General features: G+C 74.6%; 17 protein-coding genes and 1 pseudogene. 8 read left to right on the top strand and 10 right to left on the bottom strand.

What is annotated here, in order from left to right:
- Positions 1–9: 9 nt before the first annotated feature.
- Together ACZ6EM_RS38085 and ACZ6EM_RS38090 are read left to right on the top strand one after the other, a co-directional pair.
- The gene (locus ACZ6EM_RS38085; RefSeq protein WP_465774454.1) at positions 10–1,572 is read left to right on the top strand and encodes a S8 family serine peptidase; all 1,563 of its coding nucleotides are present in this window, start codon (positions 10–12) and stop codon (positions 1,570–1,572) included.
- Between the two features lie 192 nt (positions 1,573–1,764).
- Positions 1,765–2,379, top strand: a complete 615-nt coding sequence (locus tag ACZ6EM_RS38090; protein WP_465774455.1) for a TetR/AcrR family transcriptional regulator — start codon at positions 1,765–1,767, stop codon at positions 2,377–2,379.
- 92 nt (positions 2,380–2,471) lie between these two features.
- Here ACZ6EM_RS38090 and ACZ6EM_RS38095 read toward each other — a convergent pair whose 3' ends face one another.
- Both ACZ6EM_RS38095 and ACZ6EM_RS38100 read right to left on the bottom strand, forming a co-directional pair.
- The gene (locus ACZ6EM_RS38095; protein WP_465774456.1) at positions 2,472–2,702 is read right to left on the bottom strand and encodes a ferredoxin; all 231 of its coding nucleotides are present in this window, start codon (positions 2,700–2,702) and stop codon (positions 2,472–2,474) included.
- Complete coding sequence (locus tag ACZ6EM_RS38100) at positions 2,699–3,907, bottom strand: cytochrome P450 (RefSeq protein ID WP_465774457.1); 1,209 nt, start codon at positions 3,905–3,907, stop codon at positions 2,699–2,701. Before ACZ6EM_RS38100 ends, ACZ6EM_RS38095 begins: the two co-directional genes overlap by 4 nt.
- Before the next feature lie 428 nt (positions 3,908–4,335).
- On the opposite strand from ACZ6EM_RS38100, the gene ACZ6EM_RS38105 reads away from it, so the two are divergent.
- A complete protein-coding gene (locus tag ACZ6EM_RS38105; RefSeq protein ID WP_401048095.1) occupies positions 4,336–4,722 on the top strand; it encodes a hypothetical protein in 387 nt (128 codons plus the stop codon).
- A gap of 154 nt (positions 4,723–4,876) precedes the next feature.
- Complete coding sequence (locus ACZ6EM_RS38110) at positions 4,877–5,518, top strand: dihydrofolate reductase family protein (RefSeq protein ID WP_401048096.1); 642 nt, start codon at positions 4,877–4,879, stop codon at positions 5,516–5,518.
- Positions 5,519–5,632: 114 nt separating this feature from the next.
- Here the strand turns inward: ACZ6EM_RS38110 and ACZ6EM_RS38115 are convergent, their stop codons facing one another.
- On the bottom strand, positions 5,633–6,262 hold the full coding sequence (locus ACZ6EM_RS38115) for a DUF4872 domain-containing protein (protein WP_465774458.1): 630 nt from the start codon (positions 6,260–6,262) through the stop codon (positions 5,633–5,635).
- On the opposite strand from ACZ6EM_RS38115, the gene ACZ6EM_RS38120 reads away from it, so the two are divergent.
- Positions 6,195–7,670, top strand: coding sequence for a S41 family peptidase (locus tag ACZ6EM_RS38120; protein ID WP_465774459.1), 1,476 nt, complete (start codon positions 6,195–6,197; stop codon positions 7,668–7,670). The two genes, ACZ6EM_RS38115 and ACZ6EM_RS38120, sit on opposite strands and share 68 nt — an antisense overlap.
- 65 nt (positions 7,671–7,735) lie before the next feature.
- On the opposite strand, the gene ACZ6EM_RS38125 is transcribed toward ACZ6EM_RS38120, so the two are convergent.
- The 5 genes and pseudogenes from ACZ6EM_RS38125 to ACZ6EM_RS38145 all read right to left on the bottom strand — a co-directional run.
- Positions 7,736–8,188 (bottom strand): VOC family protein, encoded by a 453-nt coding sequence (locus tag ACZ6EM_RS38125; protein ID WP_465774460.1) that lies wholly within the window; start codon positions 8,186–8,188, stop codon positions 7,736–7,738.
- A 64-nt stretch (positions 8,189–8,252) separates the two neighbouring features.
- Positions 8,253–8,870, bottom strand: a complete 618-nt coding sequence (thpR, locus tag ACZ6EM_RS38130) for an RNA 2',3'-cyclic phosphodiesterase (protein ID WP_465774461.1) — start codon at positions 8,868–8,870, stop codon at positions 8,253–8,255.
- A 141-nt stretch (positions 8,871–9,011) separates the two neighbouring features.
- Positions 9,012–9,716, bottom strand: coding sequence for a hypothetical protein (locus ACZ6EM_RS38135; RefSeq protein ID WP_465774462.1), 705 nt, complete (start codon positions 9,714–9,716; stop codon positions 9,012–9,014).
- Complete coding sequence (locus ACZ6EM_RS38140; RefSeq protein WP_401056548.1) at positions 9,713–10,333, bottom strand: SigE family RNA polymerase sigma factor; 621 nt, start codon at positions 10,331–10,333, stop codon at positions 9,713–9,715. The genes ACZ6EM_RS38135 and ACZ6EM_RS38140 overlap by 4 nt, the downstream gene beginning before the upstream one ends.
- Positions 10,334–10,519: 186 nt before the next feature.
- Positions 10,520–10,612 (bottom strand): annotated as a pseudogene (locus ACZ6EM_RS38145) (carbonic anhydrase); the annotation flags it as partial.
- 186 nt (positions 10,613–10,798) lie between these two features.
- On the opposite strand from ACZ6EM_RS38145, the gene ACZ6EM_RS38150 reads away from it, so the two are divergent.
- Positions 10,799–12,265 (top strand): alpha/beta hydrolase, encoded by a 1,467-nt coding sequence (locus tag ACZ6EM_RS38150; RefSeq protein ID WP_465774463.1) that lies wholly within the window; start codon positions 10,799–10,801, stop codon positions 12,263–12,265.
- 148 nt (positions 12,266–12,413) lie between these two features.
- Here ACZ6EM_RS38150 and ACZ6EM_RS38155 read toward each other — a convergent pair whose 3' ends face one another.
- Both ACZ6EM_RS38155 and ACZ6EM_RS38160 read right to left on the bottom strand, forming a co-directional pair.
- On the bottom strand, positions 12,414–14,207 hold the full coding sequence (locus ACZ6EM_RS38155) for a vWA domain-containing protein (protein WP_465774464.1): 1,794 nt from the start codon (positions 14,205–14,207) through the stop codon (positions 12,414–12,416).
- Positions 14,204–15,268: an ATP-binding protein gene (locus ACZ6EM_RS38160; RefSeq protein WP_380553127.1), complete on the bottom strand. Its 1,065-nt coding sequence runs from the start codon at positions 15,266–15,268 to the stop codon at positions 14,204–14,206. Before ACZ6EM_RS38160 ends, ACZ6EM_RS38155 begins: the two co-directional genes overlap by 4 nt.
- Before the next feature lie 253 nt (positions 15,269–15,521).
- Here ACZ6EM_RS38160 and ACZ6EM_RS38165 point away from each other — a divergent pair, with 253 nt between their 5' ends.
- Together ACZ6EM_RS38165 and ACZ6EM_RS38170 are read left to right on the top strand one after the other, a co-directional pair.
- On the top strand, positions 15,522–17,324 hold the full coding sequence (locus ACZ6EM_RS38165) for a hydroxysqualene dehydroxylase (protein WP_465774465.1): 1,803 nt from the start codon (positions 15,522–15,524) through the stop codon (positions 17,322–17,324).
- A gap of 215 nt (positions 17,325–17,539) precedes the next feature.
- Positions 17,540–19,720 carry an SdrD B-like domain-containing protein gene (locus tag ACZ6EM_RS38170; RefSeq protein WP_465774466.1) on the top strand — a complete coding sequence of 727 codons (2,181 nt, stop codon included), beginning with the start codon at positions 17,540–17,542 and terminating at the stop codon, positions 19,718–19,720.
- Positions 19,721–19,877: the final 157 nt, after the last annotated feature.

The following is a 19,877-nucleotide window of genomic DNA, read 5'->3' on the forward strand; positions in this document are numbered from 1 at the left end:
GGAGACCACATGGCTCGACTGCGTTCCTTACTGCGGCTCGGCCCGGCCGTGCCGATCGTGCTGTCGCTGACCGCCTCACTCGGATTCCTCCCCACCCCGGCCTCGGCGACGCCCCGGGCACAGCCCGCCGCGCAGGCCGAGGACGCGCACCCCCTGGCGTACGTCGTCAACACCAGGACCGACCGTCGCACGATCGCCGAGGTGCAGCGGGCCGTCGCCGCGGCCGGCGGCACCGTCGTCGTCACGTACGACGGGATCGGCGTCGTCGTCGCCCACTCGGCGAACCCCGACTTCGGCAGGCGGATGCGCGCGGTGCGCGGAGTGCAGTCGGCGGGCGCCACGCGGACCGCGCCGCTGAGCGCGGCGGGGACCACCGACGAGGGTGGGGTGCGGCGCCTCTCCGAGGCCGAGGCGGCGAGGATCGCGAAGGCGTCCGGCAGCGGCACCGAACCCCTCGAAGCCGAGCAGTGGGCCCTGCGGGCGATCGGCGCGGACAAGGCCGCGGAGATCAACCCCGGCAGCAGGGACGTCACGGTCGCCGTCATCGACACCGGCGTCGACGACACCCACCCGGACCTCGCCGCGAACTTCTCCCCCTCGCAGTCCGCGAACTGCGCCAGCGGCAAGGCCGACACCGCGTACGGCTCCTGGCGGCCGGTGGACGCGGACTACTTCCACGGCACGCACGTGGCGGGCACGATAGCCGCGGCCCGCAACGGCGTCGGCGTCGCGGGCGTGGCACCCGGGGTGAAGGTCTCCGGCATCACGGTCTCCCAGCCCACCCCGCGCCAGCTGATCTACGCCGAAAGCGTCGTCTGCGCCTTCGTGTTCGCCGCCGACCACGGTGTGCAGATCACCAACAACAGCTACTACGTGGACCCGTGGCAGTACAACTGCCTGGACGACCCCGACCAGAAGGCCATCGTCGACGCGGTCGACCGCGCCCAGCTCTACGCGCAGCGCAAGGGCACCCTCAACGTCGCCGGGGCCGGCAACGCCAACCACGACCTGGCCTCCGACGGCTTCACCGACGGTGGCAGCCCCAACGACTCCACCCCGGCGAGCCGGACGGTCGACCCGCGCAGGTGCTGGGACCTGCCCGCACAGCTGCCGGGCGTCGTCACGGTCGGCGCGACCGGCGCCAGGAACGCGAAGGCGTACTACTCCAACTACGGCCTCGGCGTGATCGACGTCGCGGCGCCGGGCGGTGACCAGTACCAGGCCTCGGACACACCGTCCGGGGAAGGCGGCATCCTGTCGACGCTGCCGAACAACCAGTACGGCTACGAGCAGGGCACGTCCATGGCCACGCCCCACGCCTCCGGTGTGGCCGCGCTGCTGAAGTCCGCCCACCCGGAGGCGACCCCGGCCCAGTTGCAGGCGCTGCTCAAGGCCCAGGCGGACAACCCGGGGTGCCCGGCCGGCCCGGCCGACCCGCACGGCGGGAACGGCGGGAACGGCGGGAACGGCGGGAACGGCGGCGGTTCCGGGGACGCCGTCTGTGCGGGCGGCAAGCGCGTCAACGGCTTCTACGGCTTCGGCATCGTCAACGCACTGCGCGCGGTCGAGTAGCCGGCACCGCACCGGCCCCGCCGCCGCGGGCGGGCGGCGGGCAGGCCGTGGCCTTCGTCCGACACGCTCACACCGCCCGGGAGTTGGAGGGCTCCGGGGACCACCGGGCGGTCCCCGGCGGCCGACCACCTGCTGCGGCGGCGCCCGCCGGACGTCGCCGCGCTGCCGGCGGCCCTTGGATAGGGTGCCGGGATGGCCCTCGACTCCCCCCGACTGCTGCGTGCCGATGCCGCCCGCAACGCGGAAAAGATCGTCCGGGCTGCCCGGGAGGTCTTCGCCGAGCAGGGCCCCGACGCCCACCTCGACGACGTGGCGCGCCGGGCCGGCGTCGGGTCCGCCACGCTCTTCCGCCGCTTTCCCGACAAGGCCGCGCTGCTGCGGGCCGTGCTGGACCAGCGTTTCGGCGAGCACGTCCGTCCCGTCATCCAGGCTGCCGCGCACGACGCCGATCCCGCGTCCGGGCTGGTCCGTGTGCTGGAGGCGGCCCTGGAATCGGTGGCCGGCGACGACAACGTGCTGGCCGCCGCCCGCGCCGCCGGCGTGCTGACCCCGGCGACCGGGGAGGAGTTCTTCGCCGCGCTCGACGCTCTCCTGACGCGCGGTCAGGACGCGGGCGTGATCCGCGCCGACCTCGTGCCCGACGATCTGCACCGCATCGTCGTCATGCTGGTCTCGGTGCTGTGGACGATGGAGGCCGGGGAGGACGGCTGGCGCCGGTACCTGGCCCTGGTCCTCGACGGCCTGTCCCCCGCCGGGGCCCGCCCGCTGCCCTGTCCCGCCCCCGCGCTGCACACCCGTACGCCCTGATGCCTGACGCCTGACGCCTGACGCCTGACGCCTGACGCCTGACGCCGAGGCAGGTGCCGGCCGCCACGCCGGGCGGCCGGCACCGCCGCCCGTCAGCGCGCCGGGCGCAGCCGGATCGCCGAGGCCGGGCACATGGCGGCCGCCTCGCGGGCCTGTTCCGCCGCCGGGCCGCCGGGGTCGGCGGCGAGCACGACGACCCGCCCGGCCTCGTCCTGGTCGAACACCGACGGCGCGGTCATCGCGCACTGCCCCGACGACACGCACCGCGAGGTGTCCGCCTCCACCCGTGCGGTGGGCCGCTCGGGCCGATGGTCCCCGTTCACCACAGGACCGGGACCTCGCCGATGCCGCCCGCCAGCCGTTCGGAGTGGTCGCGCAGGCTGCGCGCGTCCACCGCCAGCCGCAGGCCGGGGAAGCGCCGGAACAGCGCGGTCAGCGCGATCCGCATCTCGGTGCGGGCGAGCGCGTTGCCGATGCAGTAGTGACCGCCGTGCCCGAAGGCCAGGTGCGCGTTGGGGGAACGCGACGGGTCGAAGGCGTCCGGTTCCTCGAAGGCCCGCCCGTCCCGGTTCGCGGCGTTGATGGCCACCAGTACCGCCTCGCCCCGCGCGATCGCCGTCCCGGCGACGGTGACGTCCTCGCGGGCGTAGCGGGTCAGGCCCAGGGCGCCGGGGGCGGCCATCCGCAGGACCTCCTCCACGGTGGCGCGGGCGGACCCCTCGGGGTCGGCGGTGAAGCGGTCGCGCCGGGCGGTGTCGCTCAGCAGGAACAGGACCCCCAGGTCGATCCGGGTCGACGTCGTCTCGTGGCCCGCGAACAGCAGCCCCACCGCCAGGCGGGTCATCTCCTCCTCGGTGAACGAGGGGTCCTGCGTCTGTGCGGCCAGGATGTCGCTGATCACGTCCTGCCCCGGCCGCCTGCGCTTCTCCTCGGCGACGGCGGCCACGTACGCCTCGAACTCGGCCATGGCCGCGGCCCCGTCGGCGCCGCCGTACAGCGCGGCGATCCGTTCCGACCAGCCGCGCAGCAGGTCCCGGTCCGCGACCGGCACGCCCAGCAGCTCGCAGATCACCATCACCGGCAGCGGGAACGACAGGTGGTCGTGCAGGTTGACGGCACGTTGCGGATCCCGCGAACGGTCCTCGTCCATCGCGTCCAGGCAGGACGCGGCGAGTTCCCCGATCCGCTCGCCCATCCGGCGCATCCGCGGCGCGCTGAACGCGGGCGCCAGCATCCGGCGCATCCGCGTGTGTTCGCGGTCCTCCTCCTCGGGCGTGACGGCGGGGCGTGTGTGCAGCGCCGAGGCCGAGATCCTCGGGGCGTCCTCGGTGTCGGGGCGCAGCCGGGAGAACCGGGTGTCGCTCAGGATCACCCGGGTTTCCTCGTAGCGGGTCACCAGCCAGGCCGGGTCGCCGGCGGGTGTCGTCACCCGCGTGATCGGGCCTTCCTCGCGCAGGCGTGCGAGCAGTGGCGCCAGGTCCAGGGCGTTGGGGCGTTCGAAGGGTAACTGCGGTGCGGGCGCGGTCATGGTCTCTCCTCACCGGCCGAAGGGCCACAAGAGCAGGGAACGCTTGGCGGAGCCGCTCTCTCCCGCGCGGCCGGGCCAGGACGGACGAGTGGCCTTCCGGGCCGGCAAGTGAGAGTCAGCTCTCTCTTCTCTCGGGAGAGTAACACCGTCGGCACGCACAGTCAGCCACTGCTGGACCGCACGCGGCGAAAGGGCGGCGGGCCCCCGCGGGCAGAATGGGGCGCCGTGCGGTCCGCCTCGTCGGACGGGTGGTGCGCCAGGGGTGAACACCCGCCCCCACGTTCGCGCGTGTGATCGACGATGTTCGGGCAAGTCCGCCCACGAACGGCTGCTTCGAGTCACCGGATATGTCGGATGTGTGACACGACAGGGCGGCCGGGCACGCTGGAGGCTGAGCCGACTCGCCGGCACGCAGCCAGGAGTGAGACATGTTCAGCAAAGTCCGTACCGCCAGGATCACCGCCGCCGTCGCCGCCACCACCCTCGCGGTGAGCCTGGGTGTCGTGGTCGCGCCCTCGGCCTCGGCGGCCGACGACTGTTGGCCCGGGGACAGCAACCGGTGGTACTGCTACAACGTGCCCGGCTCCCCGGTCTACGGCATGGTCGGCAACAACCACGCCTACCCGGACCCCTCCACGATCGTCGGCTACATGAACTCCAACCCCAGCTGGTTCTCCTGCAAGGAGGACAACCAGGCGTGGGTCGGCGGGCCGCACCCGAACCGCTGGCTGATGACCGTCGCCGACAACGGTCGACTCGGCTTCATGAAGGACACCGCCATCACCAGCGAAACCGATCCCGTCCCGAACTGCTGACCGCGAGGCGGCGTCGCACCGGCGGCCCGGGCCGGGCCGGGCGGCGGGTGCGGAAACCGGGCAGCGGAAACCGGGGACCGGCGCGGCGATGAGTTTTCCGGCCCCGGAAGGTCTACATCTCGACGGGGACGACCAACTCATCGGGAGTGCAGACATGGGCCTCATCCACATCGAACTGTTCGCGACCCTCGACCTCGTCGGGCAGGCGCCCGGCGGCCCCGACGAGGACCCGGTGGGGTTCCCGTTCGGCGGCTGGCAGGCGCCCCTGATCGACGAGGGCACCGGGGCGCAGATCCTCGCCGCGTACGAGGGCACGGACGCCCTGCTGCTCGGCCGGCGGACGTACGACATCTTCGCCGCCTACTGGCCGCACCAGAAGGACGGCGAGATCGCCGAGCTCTTCAACCGCGTCCCGAAGTACGTGGCGTCCCGCGGCACGCCCGGCCTCCCGTGGGCCGGGTCCACGCTGCTGGGCCCGGACCTGGCCGGCGCGGTGCGCGAGGTCCGTGACCGGCACGAGCACGTGAAGGTCGTCGGGAGCCTGGACCTGGTGCAGACCCTCCTGCGGGAGAAGCTCTTCGACCGTCTCGACCTGTGGGTGCACCCGATCGTGCTCGGCGTCGGGAAGAAGGTGTTCGACGGTGGCGCGGTGCCCACGAACCTGACGCTCCTCGAACCGCCGGCGGCCGGTGCGCAGGGCACCGTCTACCTGCGCTACGGGCTCGCCGACGGCACGCCCGGGACGGGCGACATGAGCGCGCCCGACCGCGGTCTCGGGCACGACGACGTCCGGTGACCCGATGACCACCGTCGACACCCGCGGGGTCGCCCTGGGTGTCGAGCCGTCCGATGACACCGGTGTGCCGACACGGCCTTCGGCGCTCCCCGCCCCTCGCGGCGCGGCGGCGGCTCACCGCCGGGGCCGGCCACCCATGACCGGCCCGTCGCTGCCGGCCGGCAGCCGGGCCAGTTCCCCCATCGCCTCGCGCTCGATCCGCGCCAGCTCGCCCAGCAGCCCGCCGGCCCGCTCCAGCGGCGCCGCGTCCCCCGACTCCCCGGCCGCGCCGACCAGTCGGGCCACCTCGCTCCGGCCCGCCGCGGCCTCGGCGTACCGGTCGCGGACGGTGCGCACCCGGGGGTCGTCGAGCAGCTCGGCGCACTCGGCGAGGAATTCCCGGTAGAGGTTGCGTCGAGGACTGCCTTCGTGCGCATCCGCAGCGGCACCTGACGGGTGAGATCCGTGGGGAGGCGAGTAGAGCGCGGAGGGGGCTCCGGGCCGGTGGCGCCGGCGCCGTTGCGGGGGCGGGTACGCCGTAGGGCGGAGGCGGTGGCGGGCCGGTGTACTTCCCTGGTCGGGGTCCGGACCGGTCCGCGGGTTGACGCGTGGCGGCCGGGGCGGTCCGTACCGTCGAGCCGTGGGTGGCGGAGGGGTTCCGCGGGGGCGGCCCGGGGATGGAGGGCATGGGCTCGGTATGGGGAGTGGACAGGGGAGGTCGGCGGCCCGGGTGGCGGGCGTCGCGGTGGTCGCGCTCGCGCTCACGGCGGGAACGGCGGGAACGGCGGGTACGGCGGGAACGGCGGGGGCAGCCGCCCCGGCGGGAAGCAGTGCGGGGCGGCCGGGCGTCGACCGGCTGGAGGGTGTCTGGCGGACGGACGGGTACGGCACGATCGTCGAGATCCGCGGGACCGCCCTCGCCACCTACGACGTCACCCGGAACAGCTGCACCCCCGGTGTGACCTCCGCCGAACGGTTCGGCGCGCCCCTGCCCGGCGGTGCCGTCCGCTACGGCACTCCCGGGGAGCCGTTCGCCGAGCTGACCGTCACCCCGCGCGGGCGCCACCGGGCCGTGTACGCCAAGGACTCGGGCACCGGCACCCGGACGCTGGAACGGCTGCCCGGCGGGCTGCCGGCGCGGTGCGCGCTGCCGGTCTCCGACGATCCCGTCGCGGTGTTCGACCGGTTCTGGGACAGCTTCGAGGAGAACTACCCCTTCTTCGCCGTCAAGGGCGTCGACTGGCACGCCGCGCGGGCGGCGTACCGGCCGACGGTCACCGCGGAGAACCTGGTGGACACGATCATCGCCATGGTCAAGCCGCTCCGGGACTCGCACGTCGCCCTGCTGCGTGCGCGTCCCGGCGGCGGGTACACCACCTTCTTCCGGGAGATGCGGGACGGCACGGTGGCGCCGACCGCGCAGCTGCTGGCCGCCGTCCTGCCGCCGATCGGCGCCCAACTGGCCGTCCCCGAGCAGCCGTTCGGCAACGGTCTCCTCGGGGTCGGCGAACTCCCGGACGGCCTCGGCTACGTGCGGGTGAGCGCGTTCGGCGACTACGTCGACGGGGCTGGTCAGCGGGACCAGGAGGCCGAGCTCGACAGGGCCGTCGACGCCCTGCTCGGCCGGCCCCGCGCCACGCCCCTGCGCGGGGTGGTGATCGACGCCCGGGTGAACGCCGGCGGCTCGGACGCGCTGGCCGTGCGGCTCGCCTCCCGGTTCACCGACCGGCCGTACCAGGCCTACCGGAAGGTGGCCCGCAACGACCCGGCCGACCCGGGCGCCTTCACCCGGCCCCAGCCGGTCACCGTCCGCCCCTCCCCCGGGGCGGCCCGCTTCACCGGGCCCGTGGCCCTGCTCACCTCGGGCTCGACGGTGAGTGCGGGCGAGACCTTCACCCAGGCGATGATGGGCCGCAGCCCGCGCATCACCCGGATCGGCGAGAACACCCAGGGGGTCTTCTCGGACCAGCTGGCCCGGCGGCTCTCCTCGGACCTCGTGCTGCTGCTGCCGAACGAGGAGTTCCTCACCCCGGCCGGTACCACTTTCGACGGGCCGGGCATCCCGCCGGACGTCCGGACCCCGGTCTTCACGCGGGAGGAGCTGGCCGGGCTGAAGGACTCCGCCCTGACCGAGGCCCGGCGGCTGCTCACCGCAGGAGCCGGCCGGCCGTGACCGTCGGGCGCCGCGTCGGATCCACCGTCCTCGGCGCGCGTGCCCGGCTCCCCGGCCCTGCGGCCTCAGGCCGGGGCTGCGGCCGGGGCTGCGGCTGCGGCGACGCAGAACTCGTTGCCCTCCGGGTCGGCCATCACGACGTGGTGCCCGTCGAACTCCCGCAGGACGGCCCCGCCCGCCTTCACCAGCCGCTCGGACTCCGCCTTGATCCGCGCCCACCGCTCACCGGGGCTGCCGTGTCCCGGCACCCGGACGTCGATGTGCAGCCGGTTCTTCGCCGTCTTCGGTTCGGGGACCTTGAGGATGGACAGGCGGGGGCCGGCGCCAGCGGGATCGCAGAGCCACGCCCCGTCGTCCGCGGAGTCGTCCTCCGGCAGGTCGAACTGCGCGAGCCACTCCTCACGGGTTTTGAAGGGAGCGGGCGGCGGCTCGTCGACATAGCCCAGTGCCGTCTTCCAGAACGCGGCGAGGAGCGGTGCGTTCGCGCAGTCGAGGGTCAGATCGATTCTGGCTGCCATGACAGGACCGTACTGCGCACCTCCGACAACCGCGCCGCGAGTCGCGGGCCCGCGGGCCCGCGGGCTACGGCTCGGCGAGGGAGCCGCCGCCGAGGGCCTGGACGGCGGCGCCCAACCGCCACGCCTCGATGTCGCGGTAGTGGATCGGCCCGGGGCCGCGGCCGATGTTGCTGCCGACGAGGTGGAGGCGTTCGGTCCGCCACGGCCGGCCCACGAATCCCGCGAGCCCGGCCGCGGCCTGCGGCACGCTGACGGGGTCGTCACGGCGGGCGCGTGCCAGGGTCAGGTGGGGGCGCAGCGGCCGGTCCCTGAATGCGATTCCGCAGGACCCGACCAGGTCCCGGACGTCGGTGGCGAGCCGGTGCAGTCCTTCCAGGTCCCCGTCGATGCCGGTCCACAGGAGTCGCTGGTCGAAGTGGCCGCCGCCGCGCAGGCCCAGGCGCAGGGCGGGGTGCGACGCGGCCGCCGCGGCCAGCGCCGATCGCAGCAGCGGCACCGCCGTGGACGGCTGTTCGCCGAGGAAGGCCAGGGTGATGTGCCAGTCCTCGATCCGGTTCCACCGCAGCCGCGGGTACCCGGCATATGCGGGCCGCAGGGCCCGGGCCAGTGCGTCCTTGGCGTCGTCGGGCGGGGCGAGCGCCACGAAGACGCGCAGGGTCGGGGGTGCGGGGTGATCGTCCACGAGGGGGGAGGGTAGCCGAGGGTCGGCGGCGCCCTCGACTCCACCGTACGAAACCGTACGGAACCGTGCCGAACCGCACAGAACCGTGCGGAGCCGGCCGCTCGACGAGCGGCCGGCTCCACTACCGCGCCGCCGGTCCGGTCAGGACGGCAGCGTCTTGCTCGCCAGCACCTTCCCCTGGGCGTCGTACGCGGCGAGCCTGATGCCCTCCAGCGGGTGTGCCCCCGGGCCGTCGGCGGCCTTCTGGCTGGGCCCCCAGACGTAGCCGGTGGCGTAGCCCGGGTCGCCGGGGAGCGAGGCGACGGTGGCCCAGTACGCCTGGCCGTCCACCTCGATGGCCATCCGGGCCACCTGTCCGGGACCGTGGTAGATGAGGTTGTACAGGCCCTCCTGGTGCTGCGGGGGGTTCCCGTAGTACTGCATGGTGATCTCGGTCGCGCCCCCCGCCCAGGAGTGCCCGGAGCACCCCGAGCCGCTCTTGTAGGCGGGAGCGTCGTGGATGCAGATCTCCTGGTCCTTCAGCTGCATCCACCAGTCCGGGCGGCCCAGCGGCAGCTGCTGGCCGGGTTCCACCACCAGGGCCTCGGGAGCCGGCCCCGCCGGTGCCGGCGGGGCCTGCGAGGCGGGCCCGACGGCCCGGCCCCCGCCCTGCGCGGACAGGACCGCACCCGTACCGGCCACCAGCGCGAGCGCGGCCGCCACGGCCGACGCGCCCACCGCCATCCGGCGCCCCCGCCGCTGCCGGCGCACGTGGACCTGCACGGGCCCGGCGGACCAGTCCGCCACCGCGACCCGGGCCGCCTCGTCCCGCAGGGCGCCGCGCACCATGTCCTCGGTGTCCATCACCTGTTGCCTCCGTCCGTGCCGTCGATCGTCGAACCGGTGCCCGCCGCGTACGGGGCCAGCACCGGGTGGCTGCGCAGTTTCGCCAGACCTCGGCTGGCCTGGCTCTTCACGTTGCCGAGCGAGCAGCCGAGCACTTCGGCGACCTGGTACTCGCTCATGTCCTCCCAGTAGCGCAGGACGACCACGGCCCGCTGGCGCTGCGGCAGCTCGGCCAGCGCCTGGAGCAGCACCGAGCGCTCCTCGACGTCGCGGTGGCCGCCGCCCGCGGTGTGCGCCCGATCGGGGAGGACGGGCACGAGCAGCTGCCTGACCCGGCGCCGCCGGTGACGGCTCAGGTTGTTGTTCACCAGGGCCCGGTGGACGTAGGCGTCCGGCTCCTCCAGGCGGCTGATCCGGGACCAGTTCCTGAAGACCTTCGCGAACGTCGCCTGCACCACGTCCTCGGCCTCGTGGTAGTCGCCCGTGAGCAGGTAGGCGGTGCGTACCAGGCGCCGCCAGCGGGTGGCGGCGAACCCCTCGAAGTCGAGCTCCCGCAGGCCGGGGCCGCCCGCGGAAGCCGGTGCCGTGCCGGGCCCGGGCCGGTCCTCCACCGGGATGTGCAATGCGCTCGCGGTCATCCGATTCCTCTTCGTCCACGCGACGACCCGACCGGACCGTCGCTCTGCCCTACTCACCGCCGCGCCGCCGCAAGGGTTGCACGCCGGCGCCGAATCACCTGGGCGTCGAGCACAGGAGGGGGCTCACGAAGGGTCGAGCCGGTCGGGTTGCCGGCGCCGACGACGGCCGACGGCCGACGATCGACGGTGGATGAGGATGATCTCCCGCGTCCCGAGCAGCCGCTGGCTGATCGCCAGCGAGCGGATGGCGTCGTCGGTCGCCACCCCGCCGGGTGACCGCCCCCGTGGACGCCGGCACCCCGGGCCGGTGGATGACGGGGTATGGGACTCCGGCCCTACGTCGGCGCGGCGGCGTACGCCGCAGGTCGGATCATGAACCCATCCTGGCGCCGTACGGGGTGCGGGGGCGGCGGAACGGAGACTGGAAGCAATTTCCGAGGCACCGATTCTGCACAGAGGACTGGCATGGTTCTGCGAGACGGACGGACGATTTCCGCGCTGACGGTCGGCGCGGTGACGACCGCGCTGGCGGCGCTCACCCCCGTGACGGCGTTCGCGGCGGGCGATCCGCTCCAGCGGTACGCGCAGCAGCAACTCCGTTGGGAGCGTTGCGATGCGGACCACCCGGCGGCGTTCGAGTGCGCGAAGGTCGAGGTGCCGCTGGACTACGCCGACCCCGGCGGCCGGACGATCGACATCGCGATATCGCGGGTCGAGGCGGGCAGCGCGAAGCAGCGGCACGGCGTGCTGCTGCTGAATCCCGGGGGCCCGGGCGGCCCGGGGCTGACCATGCCCGTGGAGATGGAGCCGCTGCTGCCGGCGGAGGTGCGGGACCGGTTCGACCTGATCGGGTTCGACCCGCGCGGTGCCGGGCAGAGCTCGCCGATCGGCTGCGACCTGAAGGCCGACGAGCGGACCTTCCAACACCCTTACTCGGCAGGCACGTTCGCGAAGGACGTGGCCTGGGCCCGGACGGTGGCCGACAAGTGCTGGGCCAAGGCGGGGGACGTGCTGCCGCACATCACCACCCGCAACACGGCGCGGGACATGGACGTCGTCCGGGCGGCACTGGGCGAGCGGAGGATCTCCTACTTCGGGCATTCGTACGGCACCTACCTGGGCGCCGTCTACGCCCAGATGTTCCCCCAGCGCTCGGACCGCTTCGTGCTCGACAGCGCGCTCGACCCGTCGCTCGTGTGGCGCGCGGGGCTCCGGGAGGCGTCGGCGGGGGCCGAACTCGCCTTCACCCGCTGGACCGAGTGGGCCGCCGCCCGCGACGCGGCGTACGGACTGGGTGCGACGGCGGCGGAGGTCCGCAGGACGTACTGGGACCTGGTCGCCCACGCCGACCGCACGCCCGTCCCGACCGAGGACGGGTCGCTCGACGGCGACGCCGTCCGGTCCGGCTACGCGGCGTTCGTCCACGTCGAGGCCGTCACCCCCTGGATCGTCGCGCTGAAGGCCGCCGCCGCGGGCGGGCCGGCCGCACCGGCGGTGCCGTCGGTCGTTCCGACGGACAACACGGTCTCCGTCGCGTGGGCCGTCCTCTGCGGCGACAACCGCAACTGGCCGCGCGACCCCGAGCAGTACCGCCGGGACGCGGTCCGTGACCGGGCCCGGTACCCGCTGGCCGGCGACCTGGGGGCCAACATCCTGCCGTGCGCGTTCTGGAAGCCGGCGGGCGGCGAGCCCGCCACCGTGGTGAACAACGACGTCAAGGCGCTGATCGTGCAGAACCAGTGGGATCCGCAGGCGACGCTGGCCATGGCCCAGGGCATGCGGCGGGCGCTGCACGGTGCACGGCTGGTCACGGTGGCCGGAGGCGAGGGCCACGGCGTGGTGGTGGCCGGCCCCTCCTGCGCGGACGGCAGCGTCACCCGCTACCTGACCACGGGCCGGCTGCCCGCGAAGGACCTGACCTGCGGCGGTTAGGGCGTTCCTCCGCCTCCGGGCGCACGCCCGGCACCGGCTAGGACAGCAGTTGCGCGGGGACGTCGGTGGCCCGGGTGAACACCGAGACCGGGAGCGGGACGTCGGTGCCCGGCGGGGGCCGCGTCCCCCTCCTCACGGGACGGAACGCCTAGCTCATCCGGAAGACCGGCCCGCGCGGGGTGAACGGGAGTGCGGCGCCGCGCGGGACGAGGAAGGCGTGCTCGCGGCGCAGCCGCAGGACGTCGCACTCGCCGTCGGTGATCACCAGGACGGGTGCCCCGGGCGGGAAGTCCTCGGCCCGTTCCAGCAGGTCGATGCCCGGCTGGAGGACGGTGCCGCCGCGCCCGTGCACCCGCAGGCGCCCGGCGATCTCCTCGACCGGGAGGTACCCGGCGTCGTGCGGGGCGGCGTCGCAGTGCACCACTCGGGCGGCCGGGACGTCCCGGGCGGCGGCGTAGGAGGCGATCGCGCCGAGCGCCTTGCCGAGCAGCGCCCGGTCCATCGAGCCCGAGGTGTCCAGGACGACCCCGAAGGTGCAGCGCGGCACCTCCTCCTCGGGGTGGTAGCGGCCGGCCCGGGGGATGTCCGGGGTGGCGGACTGCCGGCGGGCGGGGCGGGAGTAGCTGCGCACCGGTTCCGGGCTCGGCACGAACTCGTCGAACCAGCGGGCCAGTCGGGCGTCCCAGGGCAGTGGGGGGTGGGCGAGTGCGCGGATCTCCTCGACCAGCCCGGCCGGGAGCAGGCCGCGTTCGCGCCGGTGCAGTTCGAGGCCCTGCTGGAGTCCGCGGCGGTAGAAGTCGTCGAGGTCGACGTAGTCCCGGGGCGTTCCCAGCGGTTCGCCGAGGACGTCCGGGCGGTTCTTCCCGGCCAGGGTGGCGAGGCGGCGGATGCGGCGCTGGTCGCGGGCGATCCGGTCGTACACCTCCTCGGCCGACAGGCCGTTCAGCTGCGGGTCGTGCAGCAGCCCGTCGGGCATCTCGCCGACGCCCATCTCCAGCAGCCAGCCGTTGATGACGTAGTCGGCGGCGACGTTGAACAGGAACGGGTCCCGTCCGCCGCGGCGCTCGCCGTGCCGCAGGGCGGCGTGCAGGATCTCGTGGCCGAGGATGAACCGCCACTCCTCGTCGGCGTGGTGGCGCAGCGGGTTGACGTAGATCTCGCCGGCCTCGGCGTTGACGGCGGCGACGGCGATGTCGTGGGCGCGGGCGAGTTCGGCGTCGGCCACGACGGTGAGGCCGGCCGCGATGCCGCCGAGCAGGGGGTAGGAGGAGACGAACCAGTTGAGTGCCCTGTTCCAGGGCCGTTCGGGCAGGCGTTCGCCGGTCTCGGTGTCGATCCGGCCGCCGGCCCGGTCCATCGCGGCGGACATGGTGCGGGTGAGCGCGGCCGCGAAGGCCGTGGGCCAGTCCTCGCGGGCCTGGCCGTGGCCGCGCCACTCGACCAGCAGTTGGTCGCGTTCGGCGGTGCCGGCCGTCCCGGCGGTGTCGGGCGCGGGCAGGCCGTCGCGGCGCCAGCGGTCGGCCAGCTCCTCCTCGTCGCCGCCCGGGTACTCCTGCGGGAGGACGACCGGGGCGCGGCCGACCGGGAAGGTGGCGAGGAAGCGGTTGACCACCGCGCAGCGGGCGGCGGCCTGGTGGGCGTCGGGCTGGGTCCGGGTGCCGCGGGCTCCCGGGAGGTGGCCGAAGCCGAGGTGCAGCAGGCAGTGCGCCAGTACCCAGGCCCATTCCTCGGGTTCGGCCCGGCGGCGCGGGTTGACGTGCAGGGTGCCGTTGGAGTCGGCCACCGCCCAGCCGTTCGGCGGGGCGGTGGTGCAGGTCTCGGTGCGGCAGACGTCGGCGCGCAGGGCGGCGAGGGCCGGGTTGCGGCGGAGCAGTTGGAGGCCCTCGGCGAAGGCCTCGGCGCCCGGGTCCGGCTTCTTCCGGTCGGCCGGGGCGTGCTTCACCGGCGGGCCTCGACCAGGCGGGGCATGTCCCGGGCGGCCTCGATCAGGAACCAGGCGGGCAGCACCGGGTTGCCGTCCGAGCCGTCGGCGATCACCGTCTGGGCGACCTCCACCGAGATCTCGGCCAGCTGCACCAGCAGCGACTTGGCCCGGAAGGCGGTCTGCCGTTGCGCCCCGGAGGCGTGCTCCTTGCGGGCGGGCAGTTCCTTGACCAGCCGGCCGCGGAAGGCGTCGGCCAGGTAGTAGAGCAGGTCGCGGTCCTCCAGCCGGTGCGGCCAGCGGGCGTCGCCCTTGAGGATCGCCTCCAGGCCGTAGGAGTTGCGGACGATCTTCGCGTAGCCGCAGAAGGCGACCGCGTGCTGCGCGGTGAGCAGCCCGTGGGCGACGACCTTGAGGGTCGCCTCATCCAGGGTGGGGCCGAAGGAGTGCAGCGCGTCGGAGAGCATGTGCCAGGCGCGCGGGGTGGAGAACGGCTCCTCGGTCTTGGGCGGGGCGGACCACAGGTGGTCGGGCCGGTCGGTGAGGTGGTCGACGATCCAGGGGTGGATGCCGGCGCCGGCCGCCCAGCGCAGCCAGTCCTCGGCGCTGGCCCGCAGATGGACGTGGACCATGCGGTTGACCAGTGCGGATGCCATCGGGCGGGCGAGCGCGCCGTCGGTGGCGCGGTTCCCGGCGCCGATCACGATCGAGCCGGGCGGCAGCTCGTACGAGCCGATCCTGCGGTCCAGGATCAGCGAGTAGAAGGCCTTCTGGACGTCCGGCGAGGCCGCGTTGAGTTCGTCCAGGAACAGGCAGTACGGCTGGTCGCGGGCGATCTGCTCGGGCGGGCAGAACCGGGAGCGGCCCTCGGGGGTGAGCTGCGGGACGCCGATCAGGTCCTCCGGGGCGAGCTGGGTGCCGACCAGGCTCACGCACTCCAGGCCGAGCGACTCGGCGAACGCCCTGACCAGGGAGGACTTTCCGATCCCGGGGGCGCCCCAGAGGAACACCGGGCGGACGGTGGCCAGGCCGAGCAGCAGCTCGGGGATCTGGGCGGGCGAGACGCTGACTGCTCCCTGCACGGGACTCCTTCGCGACAACGGTGCGTGACCGGCCCAGTGTGCGGGGGGAGTCGGCCGGGCGCACCTGGATTTTCGGCGGGCCGGGCCGTACGGGCCGCGGGCCGTACGGCCCGGGGTGTGGACGCGAGCGCGCGGTGGGTGACCGGTGCCGGGCCCGGTCGTTGCACACCCGGGGTCGCCCCGCCGCTCGGGCGACCAGGAGGGTGGAGGCGTGCGCGTCGTGGGGTCGGGCGAGGGTTCGCGGGAGGGTGCGATGGAAGGGCGGACGAGGCGTCAGTTCCTGGCCGGTGCGGCATCGTTGGGCGGCGCTCTGGCCGTCGGGCCGGTGGCGGGCGCGGCCGCGCTCCCGCGGGGCTCGGGCGCCGGTGCCCGCGGTGGCCCGGGGCGGACCGTGGCGGTCCTCGGCGGCGGGGTCTCCGGGCTGAGCGCGGCGCACGAACTGGCCGAGCGCGGCTACCGGGTGACGGTGTACGAGTACTACGACGCGCTCGGCGGCAAGGCCCGCAGCATGGACGTGCCGGGCAGCGCGGCCGGTGGCCGTCGGGCGCTGCCGGGCGAGCACGGCTTCCGGTTCTTCCCCGGCTTCTACCGCAACCTGCCGGACACCCTGCGCCGCATCCCGTGCGCCGGCAACCCCGGTGGCGTCCACGACAACCTGCGCGACGCCACCCAGGCGCTGCTGGCCTTCGACGCCCCGCGCCCGGGACTGCTCCTCCCGTTCCGGTCCCTCACCCGCCCGCTCGACCTGGGCGACCTCGCCCCGGACGCCCTGCGGCGGACCCTGGCCGGCGCGCTGGACGAGGTGCTGCACCTGCCCGCCGGCGAGCCGGCCTACTTCGTGGACCGGCTCCTGGTCCACCTGACCAGCTGCGAGGTGCGCCGCGAGGAGCAGTGGGAGCGGGTGCCGTGGTGGGACTTCATCAGGGCGGGGCGGATGTCCCACGACTACCAGCGCCTCCTCGGGGTCGGCCTGACCCGGGACCTGGTCGCGACCCGGGCCGAGCGGGCCAGCACCCGTACGGTGGCCCGCACGGTCGTCGAGGCCTTCCTGCTGAACGGGCTGCTCGGGCGCGGCGGTGACGGGCAGCCCGACCGGGTGCTCAACGGCCCCACCAGCGAGGCCTGGATCGACCCGTGGGTGGCCCATCTGGCCTCGCTGGGCGTCGAGTTCCGCACCGGGACCGAGGTCCGGGAGGTGCTGTACGCCGAGGGCCGGATCACCGGGGTCCGGGTGGCGCCGGCCGGCGGCGGCGCCCCCGGGACGGTGCGGGCCGACTACTACCTCAGCGCGCTGCCGGTCGAGCACGCCCGCGCCACCTGGGGCCCGGGGCTGCGCGCCGCCGATCCCCGGCTGGCGCGCTGCGACGCGATCGGCACGGACTGGATGACGGGCATCCAGTTCTACCTGCGCCGCCCGGTGCGGCTGGTGCACGGCCACGCCGTCTGCCTGGACTCCCCGTGGTCGCTCACCGCGGTCGGCCAGGCGCAGTTCTGGGACCGGGACTTCGCGGCCGCGTACGGCGACGGTACGGTGCGCGACTGCCTCTCGGTCTGTGTCTCGGAGTGGGACCGGCCCGGGATCCTGTACGGCCGGACGGCCAAGGAGTGCACCCGCGAGGAGGTGGCCCGCGAGGTCTGGGCGCAGTGCCGGCGGGCCTTCGAGCGGCCGGGCGGCGGGTGGCCGGCGGACGCGGACGTGCGCGGGTGGTTCCTCGACCCGGCCGTCACCGGTCTGGGCGGGCCGGCGCCGGCCAACCGCGAGCAGCTGCTGGTCCACCCGGCCGGAACGCTCTACGACCGGCCCTCCGCCGCGACCGCGGTGGGCAACTTCTTCCTGGCCGGCGACTACGTCCGCACCGACGTCGACCTGGCGACCATGGAGGGCGCCAACGAGTCCGCGCGGCGCGCCGTCAACGCCCTGCTGGACGCGGACGGTTCGAGCGCCGGTCGCTGCCGGGTCTGGGGGCTCTTCCGGCCCCCGGAGCTGGAGCCGCTCAAGCTGGTCGACGAGGCCCGCTACCGCCTCGGTCTGCCGAACACCTTCGACCTCGGGTGACCCGCCGCGCTCCCCCGGCGACACGACCCCGCCGCCTCGGGTCGCATGCGAACTCATGGAGCGGTATCCGAACTTGATGCGATTTCCGGCCCGTTCCGCGTCACACGCGCCGGTGAACGTGCCCCGAAACGGGGACGTGCACGACCGGTTGCCGCTCTCCTGGGGGCCCTGTCGGGATCGGGCGTCTGCCCGCTGATCATGAGAGTGGGGCCCAGGTGGGGACGAGAGGACGAAGGACGTGGGTCGCGCGGGCCGCGGTGCTCGCCGTCGCGCTGGCCGCCGGCGGGCTGCTGACGGCGCCGCCGGCGTTCCCGCAGGGCGCGGACGGAGCGGTGACGGTCCGGGTGGTGCGGGCCGTGGACGCCTCGGGCACGTGGACGCCCGCGCTGGAACCGGGGCTGGCGGGCGTGACGGTGACGCTCACCGGCGGGGACCGGGTCCGTGTCGAGGGCACCACGGCGGCCGACGGGACGGTGACACTGGCACCGCCGCGGCGCCGGGACCACGGCGGCACGTACCGGGTGCGGGTGGTGAATCCGAAGCCGGGCGTGCTGTTCCCCGCCTTCGCCTCGCGGCGGGGGCTGGACGGCGCGCCGAACCTGCTGAGCTCCAACGAGGAGTTCGTCGACCTCTCCGACGGCGCGAACGTCTCGTACACCACGGGGCTGTGGAGCCCCGGCGACTACTGCCAGAAGAACGCCCCCCTGGTGACGACCTGCCAGAACACCACGTGGGGAGGCGGTGCGCAGCGCACGCTGGTGTCGTTCCCGTACGGTGCGCGCGGCCAGGACGGCGTGGACGTGAACGTCACGGACATCGCCACCGACGCGCAGACCGGCACCCTGTTCGGCATCGCGTGGAACCGGGCCGACCGGCGGGTGTTCTCCTCGGCGGCGGCCAAGCGCACCACGGGCTACGGCCCGGGCGGCTCCGGCGGGATCTACGTGACCGACCTGGCGCGGAACAGCACCACGCTGTTCACCACCGTCCCGGACGCCGGGGGCACCGCGCACGGGCCGGGCGCGGACGACGCGTTCCTGGCGGTGCCGGGCAAGGAGAGCCTCGGCGGGCTCAAGGTGACGGACGACGGCAGGGACCTGTTCGTCGTCAACCTCAACGACCGTCGGCTGTACCGCTACGACGCCACCGCGGCGACCGCGTCGGCGCCGAAGGCCGTCTACCCCGTCCCGGAACCGGGCTGTGCCTCGGCGGCGGACTGGCGCCCCTTCGGTCTGGGCCTGCAGGACGGGACCGGCTACCTCGGCGGCGTCTGCTCGGGCGAGTCGACGGGCGCGGTGTCGGACCTGCGGGCGGTCGTGCTGCCCTTCGACCCGGCCACCGGCCGGTTCGGGCCGGCCGTGCTGGACCAGCCGCTGGACTATCCGCGCCAGTCGACCGTCGGCGCGGGCCCGTGCGACGGCGCGGGCTGGTTCCCGTGGACGGACACCTACCCGACCACGCAGAACGGCCAGGCCTGCTCCGGCTACCGCGCCCAGCCGGAGCCGGAGCTGGGCGAGGTCGGCTTCGAGGCGGACGGCTCGATGCTGCTGGCCTTCCGCGACCGCCTCGCCGACCGGGCGACGGGCCAGGCGGCGGCGGGCGCCGCGGTCGGCGAGGTGCTGTCGGGCGGCGACCTGAACAAGGCCTGCCCGGCGAACGGCACCTACGTGCTGGACACCAACAACGGCTGCGGTCTCTCGCCCCGGGGCACCCGCTTCTTCGACACCAGCCGGATGGGCTTCCACCACAACGCGGCCTACGCCGGAATGGCGCTGTCCAAGGTCGAGACCACCATCGGGACCTCCGGGTTCGACCCCAACGACACGGCCTTCGGCTACGGCACGGCCTTCGTCCAGCGGGCGGACGGCCGTCAGGACCCGAGGGTCGGGCTGCGGCTCAACCCGGCGAACGTCCCCGCGCCGTTCGGCAAGGGCGCCTCGATGGGCGACCTGGAGGTGCTCTGCGACCGGGCTCCGCTCCAGATCGGCAACCGGGTCTGGTACGACCCCGAGCGCAGCGGCCTCCAACTGCCGGGCCAGAAGCCGGTTCCGGGTGCCACCGTCCACCTGTACGACGGGGCGGGCCGGCTGGTCGGCACGACGGGGACGACGGCGCGCGGCGAGTACTACTTCGACGACTCGAACGTGGACGGCGGCCTCCGGCCGCACACCGGGTACACGATCCGGCTGGACAACCCGTCCGACTACGCCGAGGGCGGTCCGCTGTACCGGTGGGTGCCCACCAGGCACGACGTCGGCGAGGACCCCTTCGTCGACTCCAAGGGCGTCGTCCCGCCCGGGGGAAGGTATCCCGAGCGGGCGCTGACCACCGGCGGGCCGGGCGAGAACGACCACACCCTCGACTTCGGCTTCCGGCGCTGCGGGTGCGGCCACTGACGCCGGTCGGGCACGACCGGGACGACCGGGACGGCGGCGGGCGTGGTGCCCGGTGAACCTGTCGGGGGTGGTGGAAACGGCGCGAGGGCCTGTGCTCGCGCGGGATGCGCGGGCGCAGGCCCTCGTGGGTCACTCCGGTGGTCCCTGTCCGGCCCCC

The sequence above is a fragment of the Kitasatospora sp. NPDC041917 genome, from assembly GCF_055589745.1.